Annotated in this window: 8 protein-coding genes and 2 tRNA genes; 7 read left to right on the top strand and 3 right to left on the bottom strand. The window is 45.1% G+C overall.

The window, feature by feature from the left end; all coding sequences use genetic code 11:
• Positions 1–457: 457 nt before the first annotated feature.
• Positions 458–534: transfer RNA gene (locus PSBA01_RS01510), tRNA-Asp, on the bottom strand.
• Between the two features lie 52 nt (positions 535–586).
• Positions 587–662, bottom strand: a tRNA-Val gene (locus tag PSBA01_RS01505).
• 495 nt (positions 663–1157) lie between these two features.
• Here PSBA01_RS01505 and PSBA01_RS01500 point away from each other — a divergent pair.
• From PSBA01_RS01500 to PSBA01_RS01470, 7 genes are all read left to right on the top strand, one after another.
• Positions 1158–2687, top strand: a complete 1530-nt coding sequence (locus tag PSBA01_RS01500; RefSeq protein ID WP_228724613.1) for a cardiolipin synthase — start codon at positions 1158–1160, stop codon at positions 2685–2687.
• A 109-nt stretch (positions 2688–2796) separates the two neighbouring features.
• Complete coding sequence (locus PSBA01_RS01495) at positions 2797–4296, top strand: tetratricopeptide repeat protein (protein ID WP_186474852.1); 1500 nt, start codon at positions 2797–2799, stop codon at positions 4294–4296.
• 119 nt (positions 4297–4415) lie between these two features.
• A complete protein-coding gene (locus PSBA01_RS01490) occupies positions 4416–6017 on the top strand; it encodes a 3-deoxy-D-manno-octulosonic acid transferase (RefSeq protein ID WP_186474851.1) in 1602 nt (533 codons plus the stop codon).
• Positions 6014–6736 (top strand): 16S rRNA (uracil(1498)-N(3))-methyltransferase, encoded by a 723-nt coding sequence (locus PSBA01_RS01485; RefSeq protein WP_186474850.1) that lies wholly within the window; start codon positions 6014–6016, stop codon positions 6734–6736. Before PSBA01_RS01490 ends, PSBA01_RS01485 begins: the two co-directional genes overlap by 4 nt.
• Before the next feature lie 277 nt (positions 6737–7013).
• A complete protein-coding gene (locus PSBA01_RS01480; protein WP_186474849.1) occupies positions 7014–8147 on the top strand; it encodes an extracellular solute-binding protein in 1134 nt (377 codons plus the stop codon).
• Positions 8148–8322: 175 nt separating this feature from the next.
• Positions 8323–9999: an ABC transporter permease gene (locus tag PSBA01_RS01475; protein WP_186474848.1), complete on the top strand. Its 1677-nt coding sequence runs from the start codon at positions 8323–8325 to the stop codon at positions 9997–9999.
• 114 nt (positions 10000–10113) lie between these two features.
• Positions 10114–11439, top strand: coding sequence for an ABC transporter ATP-binding protein (locus PSBA01_RS01470; RefSeq protein WP_186474847.1), 1326 nt, complete (start codon positions 10114–10116; stop codon positions 11437–11439).
• A 33-nt stretch (positions 11440–11472) separates the two neighbouring features.
• Here PSBA01_RS01470 and PSBA01_RS01465 read toward each other — a convergent pair whose 3' ends face one another.
• Positions 11473–12321, bottom strand: a complete 849-nt coding sequence (locus tag PSBA01_RS01465) for a methyltransferase domain-containing protein (RefSeq protein ID WP_186474846.1) — start codon at positions 12319–12321, stop codon at positions 11473–11475.
• Positions 12322–12337 lie beyond the last annotated feature (16 nt).

Below are 12337 nucleotides of genomic sequence, written 5' to 3'. Positions count from 1 at the left end.
CATAGCTTTTTGGCGTGGAGCAAATAAAACGAATATCGTATCTATAATAATAATTAATGCAACAATTAATAAAAATATGAGTCCTACCCAAAATAGAGACTTTAGCAAAAATCCAATATAAGCTTCATAAATCAGATTATTATGCATTGAAAATTTCTCCGACAGAGAGCTCTATTATGCATGTTATAGCGATTAAAGTTTGGGAGGTTTTATCAGCTGTGATCAAATCATCATTTTGCCACGTTAAGCTAAAGAAGTCGCTCATTCTTCAAGATAAAGCGTCTGTTGATTGTTTTATATTATATATGACAATCAGGAGTAAGTTGCTCCTAACGGGAAGGCATAAAATATGAAAGCTATAATAATAAATTATTTTATAGACACAAAAAAACCTCAAGCAAGCTAATGTTTGAGGCGAAACTTGTATAAACTTTACAGTCTAAATTCGTTTTAAATATGGCGCAGCGGACGGGACTCGAACCCGCGACCCCCGGCGTGACAGGCCGGTATTCTAACCAACTGAACTACCGCTGCTTAGGTCGTCTTAGCTTTTTGCTCTTATTTAAAGAGCCCACTTGCTAAAAAGTGGTGGGTGATGACGGATTCGAACCGCCGACATTCTGCGTGTAAGGCAGACGCTCTACCAACTGAGCTAATCACCCTGAGAACCGTTAAAAAATTGCACTGCAATTTTAGGTTCGCAAGAGAAAATTCCTTAAAGGGAATTTTCTGAAGCTTTTAAAGCAATCAAGCTTTTCAACTTCTAAAGCTATCATCAGCTGTCACACTCAATGTTAACTTAATCAGCTGGGCTTATCTAAGTAAGTCCCCTTGCTGTGGGTGTGTATTATATAGATTTACACTTGGCTGTCAAATGTTATTTTGACTATTTTATGAAATAATCGGAAATAAATTTTTAATGGTATTAAAAACAGTAATATATGGTAGATACTTACTTGTATTTTTTAGAGGCAGGTTATGATCGTTAGCAGTTGTTTGACAGCGAAAAGCTACTATACTACGGATACTTTGTTTTTTGAGCATGATTGAGGGAGGCCAGCATAGATATTTTTACGATTGGGCAGATCTTTACTAACTGGACGTGGGGAGAGTACGCAGGTCTAGGTCTGATATTTCATATTATACTGATGATTGTTATGACGTTACGCGTTGTATCAGTGCAGCGTAATATTGGTGTATCCATTGCTTGGATTGCAGTGCTTTATACCGTGCCCGTGTTCGGTCTGATTGCATACATACTACTAGGCGAGCCGATGATTGGACGACGCTACCGTGAGCGCGTGGATCAAGCAAGCATCATGATGAATGACATGGCACGGCGCGAGCAACTAGTGTTTGATAAAGGACAAGATCTGCTACCCATCAAATACCGCGGTGTGAGCCAAATAGGAACGCGCTGGACAGGGTTTGGCGTGTTTCCAGATCACAATATGCAGTTGTTAACAGATCCTGCATCGATTTTTCAGCGTTTGATTGAGGATATCCATGCAGCGCAGCGCATTGTCTTTATGGAGTTTTATATTGTATATCCCAGAGGAAAAGTACTCGATGTGATAGAGGCGTTGTCAGTAGCCGCTCAGCGCGGCGTTGAGTGTCACATATTGGCTGATAGTGTAGGTAGCTTTAGTTTTATTAATAGTAGTGCCCATCGTAAATTAGAAAAAGCCGGTGTGTTTGTCCATCAGTCGCTGCCAGTGGGACTGCTTAAGACACTATTTAAGCGCTCTGATTTACGTAATCACCGTAAGATGGTGGTCATTGACGAATATATTGGCTATATCGGTAGCTTTAATTTGGTTGATCCACGGTTTTTTAAGCAAAATAAAAATGTCGGACAGTGGATTGATGTGGCGATTAGAACCACCAGCCAGCACTCTATTAGTATCAATACCGCCATGGCCAAAGTTATTGTTACTGATATCGGCGCCGAAAACAATGAAAACCTAGATGCGCTCAATCAGCGAGTCAATAACTATACGCGAAAGCTCTATGTGATGGATCCGACCATCAACGACTTAAACAGTCGCGTAAAAGTATTGAGCGATCACATTGATTATCACGAGCAGCCAGGTATCGGTAGCACTTCAATTGTGATACCGAAGATGCCTGTCGTAGACAAGGTGATGGCACAGCTCATACCGTCAGCACCGCAGCTGACAGCGCATGTGATTTACAATACGTTAGTGACTGTGATTCACCGTGCCAATAAGCGTATTCGTATTACCACCCCATACTTTGTACCCGATGAGTCGCTATCAGGTGCACTGACGATAGCGGCAAAGCGCGGCGTTGAGGTGACGATTATTGTTCCTGAAAAAGTCGATTCGTTTTTGGTGCAGCATGCTTCACAAGCTTATTATCAAGAGCTACTCGATGCTGGCGTGACCATTGCGCTATTTCGAGGGGGGTTGCTACATGCAAAAACCGTGGTTATCGATGACGACTATTGTCTGTTTGGTACGGTCAATATTGATATGCGCAGTTTTTATTTAAATATGGAAGTCAGCTTGGCGATTTATACGCCAGAGATGGTCGCTCAAGTGGCTGACTGTCAAGAAATATATTTACAAAGCTGCCGTATTTTGGGCAATGAAGAGTGGCAGCAGCGCCATGGATCAAAACGCTTATTTGATAATGTTGTACGCTTGTTTAGTCCTTTATTGTAGCACGCTCAATTTTAGGTTAAGGTAACCTGTCCGTGTTTTTTATGCTCATATTTTTAATCATTATCATTGTCTCTATAATCAACTTATCTAAAAAAGGACACGCCTGTCTATGTCTGCCTCGCCCTTAACACCACTTGACTATATTGCAGAAGGCTACTGGCAAGATTTTTTAGCTGGGCGTCCTATCGCAGGTGGTATCGCATATGAGACAGAGCTACATAATTGTGCGCTAGATGAGTCGCTTGAGAGCTTACAGCGTATTGATACACTATTGTCTCAGGTGCGCCGTGACATGATGAAAGGCGGTATATGGAACGAGGCAACGTTACTGGTCGATGAGCACTATCGCAACTTTATGGTGTTTTTGGCGTTTTATGCAGGTCGCGTATTGGCACAGCAGTGGCAAAATAAGCCCCATTGGTATGGGCAGTTTGAGCTACGCAAACGCTATCCTGAGCTGTCATTGATTACCGATGACTTTTATCAGCATATGGCCGTTGGCTATGGTGATAATAATGCGGCTACTGATGCGCTGCCTTTATTTTTTCCTTTAGAGCCAATAGGGCTGCGTCTATTTGGCAATATTGATCGGCTATTTGAAGCGGTACAAGGCGGGCAAGTAGCTGGTGGGTTGTATCAAGCAGTCAGCGCAAGATTGCCAGATTTATTGGATCAAGCTAATAATACAGATACTCTTAGTTATTTAAAGACTGAGTCAGCAACGCATAATACGACCCAAAGCCTTCACTCAACGACAGATTCGAGTACGACTATCAGTACAAGTCAACCTGTTAGTCATTATGAGGCATCAGAGGACGTACCAGTAAATAATGAATTCGATGATGTTAATATAGTATCAGCCAATATCGAGCGCCCTTCTGCTGCAACTACTGTATCTAAACCATTAGTGAGTACCGCGCCGCGCCAACCAGAGCTTCAAATAAAACCTGAGCTGACGAAGGTAGAATCGCCAGTTATTAAACCTAAGTCATTTGTGAAAACCCCACCGACACCAGAAATGTTTACACAGCTGCTCATAGATTTAGACGAGATTGAGGTGCCGCAAACAGCAGGCGTGACTGAATATCAGCAAGCTTGCAAAGTCCTCGATCAGTTTGAGCAGCACATTGCCAAGCAGGATAAACCGCGTAGCCAAGTTGTGTTTTCAGACAATCATATAGCAGCAAAAAATAAAGCATTGCTAGCATTACAGGCGGCTGCAGAAGCGGGTAATACGGCTGCCATGCTACGCTTGGCCATGTACGAGTTGCTTGGCGAAGGACTCACGGCAGATGATGAGGAAGCTAAAAAATCTGGCGTGGAATGGGTGAAGCAAGCCGCTAGCAAAAACGACAGCCGTGCCCAGCGTTTACTTAGCAAGCTGTACTATCAAGGGGTAGGCATGCCGCAAGATATTGATAGTGGTAAATACTGGCTAGAGCAAGCGGCAGATAATGGTCATATAGAGGCGGCTAACCTTGTGTTTCAATGGGAGCAAGCGCAAGCGCTGATCACGACGCAAAAACAAGAGCAGCACAGTATCAAGCGCTATCAGTTACTGTTTGGTGCAGTGATCGTGGTTGCGGTACTGATACTGATTATCGTCTAGGCGCTATTTACTCAGTAAACTTTTAAAAGTTTATGGTTACGCGCTGATTTCAGGTAGAATTGGCGCGTTTTTATATTTACCTTTCTGCTGTTTGATTCATTACTAATCTGGGCTACTCCATGCCATCATCTCATACTCCATCTGACACATCTTCCCATTCGACTGACACTAGGTTGTCAGGTCATAATTTATTGACTGATCGTGCGGTGTATCAGACGCCATTTTATTATCAATTTCTGATCGGTGTGTTAAAGCCGCTATACCGTCTGCAAGTATGGCGGCGCTCTCACAAACGTGACAATTATCAGCAAGAAGTTGCTCAGCGTTTTGGCAAGCAATATCCACCGCGTCCAGCGATTACTGGTCACAGTAATAAAGGTGTGATTTGGTGTCATGCGGTATCGTTGGGTGAGACCAATACGGTTGCACCTTTATTAGACGCATTGCTGGCTAGTGGCTATCAGATATGGTTGACCAACACCACGCAGACAGGTTTTGCTCGCGGTGCCAGTCGGTTTGCAGATGAAATCGCTCAAGGTCGTATGAGCCACAGTTATGTCCCCGTTGATACTCCTGCCGTGATTGAGACATTTTTGACGCACGTACAGCCTATCGCCGCGCTGTTTGTCGAAACTGAACTATGGGCGAATATCTTGACCAAGCTTGCTGAGCATCAGATACCAAGTATCTTAGTCAATGGTCGTCTCTCGGCGTCTTCTTTTAAAAGTTATCAAAAAATTGGTGCGGTGAGTGCCAGCATGATGAAAAACCTTGCGCTCATCATTGCGCAAGACAGCGATTCTGCCAAACGCTTTCGTCAATTAGGGGCGGATAGCGCACAGATCCGCGTGGCAGGGTCGCTAAAGTGGGTCATCAATACGCCCAAAATCGATGATAAGGCGATTGGTTCTAGTGAGCAGGCTGGTGATACAGAAGATGCAAGTGCGCAGATACCCTCTAAAAAAAATGCGCTTGCTAAAAAAAATGCGCTGGCAAAAGCGTTTGCGATAGCAGGCCGACCAGTTTGGGTGGCAGCAAGCACTCATAACGGCGAAGAAGAGACGGTGCTATCGTTACATCAGCAGATCTTATCGCAGTCATCACTAACCAATACGTTGCTGATCATCGTGCCCAGACATCCTGAGCGTTTTGATGAAGTCGCAGCATTGATCGAAAAGACTGGGCTAACAATGGCACGGCGCAGTCTTGATGAGCCCATCAATGCAGACACGCAAGTCTATCTGGCGGACAGCATGGGTGAGATGATGACTTGGTATACACTGGCAAATGTCGCATTGGTTGGAGGGTCGCTAGTAGACATAGGCGGACACAATCCCGTTGAACCTGCGAGCGTGGCAACGCCTATTATCATGGGTCGTTACACCCAATCGTGCCAAAGGGTGGTCGATAAACTGGCCGAGGTAGGCGCTTTATATCAACCAAACAATCAGTTTTATCGTCCAATGACGATAGATGGCTCAAATGAGTGCGCTAAAAGTACAGTAAATCATCAGTACGGTACTGATAGCACTGATGACACCGCACTTATTTGTCAGCAGCTAGAGGTGTGGTTAAGTGATTTACCATTAGCGACGCAGGCAGGACAGGCGGGTGAGACAATAACCGTACAACAGCAAGCGGTACTGACTCGTCAACTGGCTATGATTGAGGACGTTATTGAACGGTATTGTCCTAAAACGTTAGACCAAGAGATATTATGAATTGTATATTACTGCCCGTTGAAAACTTCTCTGCAAACACGGCAAAGATCAATGACGTAGTGCAAGTCGACCATGTTAATAACATACTGGGCGCAAAAGTCGGTGACACGCTCAAAATAGGGCAGCTCGGTGGCAATCTTGGTACGGCTGTCATTGAGGACATTGCTGCTGATAGTATTCAGTTATACGATGTTCAGCTCGCTATTACCCCGCCAGCCAAACTGGATCTGACCGTGGTTTTGGCCTTACCTCGGCCCAAAGTATTGCGGCGTTTGATCATGGATATGACGGCGCTTGGCGTATGCGATATTGTGCTTGTTAACAGCTATCGCACGCAAAAAAGCTATTGGCAAAGTCCGCTGCTTGAGCGTCTTGATGAGTTTGTATTAGAAGGGTTGCAACAAGGGGTTGATACGATTGCACCTCGTATTACGCTACAAAAACGTTTTAAGCCATTTGTCGAGGATACGCTTACCAGTTTGGTGAGTAATCAAGCCATCGTTGCACACCCTTATGCTGAGCAGTCATTTTCTGAATTTCGACAATTAGATACAACATTAGAATTGCCCAGTTTGGTCTGCATCGGTGCTGAAGGCGGTTGGATCGATTATGAGATAGCGCTACTCGCCGCACACGGGTGCACGCCAGTACATATAGGGCCGCGTATATTGCGTACAGAAGCGGCGGTCAATGTTATGTTAGGGCAATGGCTGCTCTAAATTGGTTTGGTATTAGTTAATATATTTGCCATTCACAAGAGTGCAGGAGTACAAAAACACAAGAGCCGTTTTAGGTACAACTTAGCTTTAGAAAATGACTAATAAGCCAAATAATTTCAGCATCTTGGGTTAGATAAATGTATTGATAGTTAATCTCATTTCTATTAGTATGTTGTTTCCATGATTATGGTCCAACGAATCCCAACAAATAGGGGCTTTGACCATTTTATCTCACTATTTGCCGTCTCTTTTTTATCGCATTACTATGGGGAAAACCATGCCACTGAACACCATCCGCACTAATCTAGTCACCACCAAGCCTGTATTGTCTGCTGCCATATTTGGCCTGATGTTGGGAATGGTTGGCTGTAGCAATTCTTCTACAACCGAAGACAGCGTGGAGACAGAGACAACAGCGGCTGGTACTGAAACTGAACAGCAAGCAGGTAATGATGACGGTGTGACCAGTGCAGATGGTCAAACAATTACTATTTATTCTTCACGTAATGAGCAGCTGATTAAACCATTGCTAGACCGCTATACTGAACAGACTGGTGTCAAGATTGAACTTGTCACAGACAAAACTGGCCCACTGATGGCGCGCTTGCAAGCGGAAGGTCAAAACACTCCAGCTGACATGCTACTGACGGTGGACGCGGGTAACTTATGGCAAGCGGCTCAGCAAGGGTTGCTACAGCCAGTAGCGTCGTCTGTGCTAGAGGCCAATGTCCCTGCAAAGTATCGCGATCCAAAAGGTCAGTGGACAGGTCTATCACTGCGCGCGCGTACGATTTTTTATGACCCAAGCAAAGTTAGCGCCGATCAATTATCGTCTTATGCAGATTTGGCGGATCCAAAGTGGAAAGGCAAACTATGCTTGCGTACTTCTAAAAAGGTATACAACCAGTCACTTGTGGCCAGCATGATAGAGCACATGGGTGAAGAAAAAACAGAAGCTGTCATCCGTGGTTGGGTCGATAATCTCGCCACTGACGTATTTAGCGATGATACCTCTATGCTAGAGGCGATTGCTGCTGGTCAGTGTGAAGTCGGTATCGCCAACAGTTACTACTATGGCCGTCTATTAGACGAAAAACCAAACTTCCCTGTGAAAATATTCTGGGCAAACCAAGGCACCACTGGTACACATGTAAACGTTTCAGGCGCGGGCGTGGTTACAGGGTCAGATAATCCAGACGGTACGCTTAAACTGATTGAGTGGTTGTCATCTGATGAGGCGCAAGGCCTTTACGCCAGCTCAGACAAAGAATTCCCAGTCAAAGAAGGGGTGGATGAGTCAGAAATGCTCAGATCTTGGGGCGAGTTCAAAAAAGACGATATCAACGTACAGAAATTTGGTGAGCTACAAACTCAAGCCATTCAAATGATGGACAAAGCGGGTTATAAATAAAAGACTGCCAGTCATCGTGATACCAAGCTCAACATCATCTTTTTTAAAGGACAGTTTTTAAAGAACAGCCTTTAAAAATAAGTCTTTAAGAGTTAGTTGTTAAAGTAATGACGGTTTTGAGTTTGGTCTATGCTTAAAAAGCCTCGATGCGTGAGTATGACACGGTAATGATACTATGATCACAACGCCAGATGCGTCTGTTAGCGAGCAAGATCCAATCAGTAGCAGAGCTGATGACAATCAGACGGTCAGTCAAGACCATGCCCTTCGTAAACATATTATCTCGAAATCAGTCTTAGGGCTGATTTCGTTGTTTATGCTGGTGCCGATTTTGATCGTGTTGTTGTCGTGGACGCAACCAGTCGCCGATATTTGGACACATATGGCAGAGTATGTCCTGCCGCAAGTGCTCAAAAATACCGCGATTTTACTGTTTATGGTGACGGTTATATCGGGGACCATTGGTACGGTTCTCGCTTGGGTAACCAGCATGTACCGCTTCCCTGGCCAGCGGTTTTTTTCGTGGGCACTCATGTTGCCGCTTGCCATACCGGCTTATGTATTGGCATTTGTCACCATTGGTATTGTGGATTTTAGTGGGCCGTTACAGACAGGACTGCGCGATTTTGGTATCACGACAGCCATTCCCTCGGTACGTAATGTCTGGGGTGCAGGTTTAGTGTTGTCGCTGGCATTTTATCCTTATGTGTATTTGCTGGCGCGTCAGGCGTTTTTGTCACAAGGTCGGCGGGCGATTGAAGCAGGGCAGATGCTAGGTTTGAGCCGTAGCCGCGTGTTTTTTCGGTTGGCATTACCGCAAGCACTGCCGTGGATTATCGGTGGCTTATTGCTGGCAAGTATGGAGACATTGGCAGATTTTGGCGCGGTTTCGGTATTCAATGTCGATACGTTTACCACCGCTATTTATAAGGCGTGGTTTGGCTTTTTTAGTTTGACCACAGCGGCTCAGTTAGCAGCCTTGCTCATCGGTGTGATTTTTATTGTAGTACTGTTTGAGCAGTATTGGCAGGCCAAGCGCGGCAGTACGATTACGCAAGGCAGCAACCAGCGTTTCGACGCCAGTACTCCTGCCAAAATAGGGATGAGCTTGCTATGTACGTTTGTATTTTTGCTGGCTTTTCTAATACCGTTCTTGCAGCTGATTTATTGGACTGCACTGAATTTTCGCCAAGATTTTGATGCGCGCTATATTGATTTTGTGACTAACAGCCTTATGATTGCTAGTATGACCACAGTTTTTATTGCCTTTTTGGCAGTGATTATTGCGTGGATCAAGCGGCAATATCCTGATAAATCGACTAAACTGATGACCACGCTCGCTAATTTAGGCTACGTCGTGCCAGGTACGGTATTGGCAGTGGGTATTTTTATTCCTATTGCGTGGCTAGACAATCAAATGATTGCTTTTGGTATCACCTCGCAGCAGGTGCTCTCAGGCAGTGTGATCGTTATGCTATTGGCATTGTCGACGCGTTTTATGACGGTGAGTTTTCAGCCAGTGGATCGGCAGTTACAACGATTGACCGTCAATCAAGAGGCCGCAGCGAAACTGCTTAGTGACAGTGCGTACCAGCGTTGGCGTCATGTGATGCTACCTGTGCTTAGCCCTGGGATACTAACGGCATTGTTAATGGGATTTGTCGAAGTGATGAAGGAGATGCCGATCACATTGATGACACGCAGGCAGGGCTGGGATACACTGGCGGTGCGCGTATTTGAGATGACAAGCGAAGGCATGTGGGGGCGGGCAGCATTACCAAGTTTATTGATTGTACTGGTCGGATTGCTTCCTGTTTGGATACTATTGCGTCAAAGTGACAAACACAGCTAACCGCCATTGCTGCTTATAAATATGCCATGGTTAATGGTGCTTGATCCAACTTATATTATCATTTTTACTGCTTTATCCAATATTGTATTTACTAATAGCGAACTGGGATTGTCTATGTACACTGATTCAATGAACGACTCGTCAGACGCTCAGTCAGTAAAGACTGGAGCACGTAGTACTCCTGTCAAAAAATCACCAGTCGTGCAAACTCGGACAACCCAGTCTCAACGTAGCAAGCCTGTAGAACAAGCCGATACTGCGCGCCAAGATACTGAGAGCACTATCGCGACCAATCCATATTTTAGTGTACAAAACCTAATTGTCGGCTATGACGATACTATTGTAGTTAATGGCATGTCGTTGATGCTTGAGCAAGGAGAGATTGGTTGCTTCTTGGGCTATAGTGGCTGCGGCAAGACCACGGCATTGCGAGCGATTGCAGGACTGGAGCAAAGCCGCGGCGGTACTATCCATTTAAACAATCAACGTCTAACGGAAAAAACAGCTCGGGACTCTTTTGCCGTGGCACCAGCCAAGCGCGGCATGGGGATGGTGTTTCAAGATTATGCGCTTTTTGGTCATTTGAGCGTGGCAAAAAACATTGCCTTTGGCCTCAATAAATGGTCAGCGGCTGACAAAAAAGCTCGTGTGGCTGAGATGCTAAGCCTGGTCGAACTGACGGAGCATGCGGATAAACGTCCAAATGAGCTGTCCGGTGGTCAGCAGCAGCGTGTGGCACTTGCAAGGGCGCTTGCACCGAAGCCTAAATTACTACTACTTGATGAGCCATTTTCTAATCTGGACGTGGTATTACGTGAATCCTTGGCAATGAATGTCCGTGACATTCTCAAACGTACCAATACTACTGCAATCTTGGTCACTCATGACCAAAACGAAGCGTTTGCGTTAGCAGATAAAGTCGGGGTAATGGATAAGGGCAGATTGGTACAGTGGGCAACACCAAGCGAGCTGTATCATGAGCCTGTCAGTCCTTTTGTCGCTGAGTTCGTCGGCGAAGGCGCGATGATAGACGGTATCATCAAAGAAGGTCGTGTGGAGACGGCGCTTGGCAATATCTATCGCCGCATGGAAGTCTATGATCAATCAGGACAACCACAGTACTGCGAATATGATTATCCAAATGGTACACCAATCAAGGTGCTCGTGCGTCCTGACGATATCATCCATGATGATGATAGTACGCAGACAGCCTTGGTGATTGGGCGAGTGTTCCGCGGTGCCAACTATTTGTACCGTCTACAGTTAGATGACGGACAGACCATATTATCACTGGTTGCTAGTCATCATAATCATGAAATTGGTTCACATATTGGTATCTTGCCGTTATTGGAGCATGTGGTCGTGTTTGACGAAAAAGAGGTCAATGCCACCACTTGGTCAGAATATGACAGATCATCGAGAGTTGATGAAGACGTTTAGTAGCCTTCACAGCTTTTGAGCGGTTGTCTAAGTTTACCGTTTAGCCAGAATATGCAAATACCGTCCAAGCCATTTGTATGGCTCTAATTGTGAGTAGCGCAGCTCCATCCTTATCACCGCATCTGGATCGTTATGCCCGCCACGCTTGAGCGGTGCATAGTCATGAAATACCCGTAGACCACTGCTACGTACCGTCTGATAGTCATGCGCCTTCAACCAAGACTCCACTTCTTCTTTAGCAACGGGATGATTGGGTGTGAGGCTTTTTTTATTGTCCGCCTTGTAGTCTGTATTATCGAGTAAATTAAAATTTCCCATGATGAGGTTGCGATAATCAAAGCTTGCGGGATTATAAAAGCACAAAGATAGCGCGCCATCATCGGTTAGATATTGATCAAAGAAGTCCATGACGGCAGCAGGCTCTGCCAACCATTCAAGTAGCGCGTGCGATAGGATCAAATCAAACTTATCAACTTCTTTAGTCAATTTTTCTGCAAGCGCTTGGTATGGACAGACGTACCATGTGATATCCAGCGCTTGATCGATTTGTTCAGCGTTTGCTTTTGCCTTCTCAAGCATATTTGCTGAGATATCGTTGATGACGACGCTATGACCTTGAGTAGCAAGCTCTATGGCAATTTGTGCAAGCCCTGCACCCACATCTAAGATACGCAGCGGTCGTCCAAGCGCTTCACTCATCTGCGCACTATATTCAACAATATCACGGCGTAATACCGCCAATCGGATTTCACCTTTTAAACCGCCATAGACCTTTTTTTCAAAATGATTGGCAATGGTATCGAAGCTACGATCTGCTCGTGTGTCTTCTGGTGCGGTGGCTTGGTTTAGGTCAAGTTGGTTGTTTTGATGTTCAGTTGTCATAAGGCGTTCAGATCAA

Source organism: Psychrobacter sp. KCTC 72983 (assembly GCF_014280455.1).
In the GTDB taxonomy this organism is placed as follows: domain Bacteria; phylum Pseudomonadota; class Gammaproteobacteria; order Pseudomonadales; family Moraxellaceae; genus Psychrobacter; species Psychrobacter pacificensis.
Note: the sequence above shows the minus strand (reverse complement) of the source record. Positions and strands in the feature narration are given on the sequence as shown.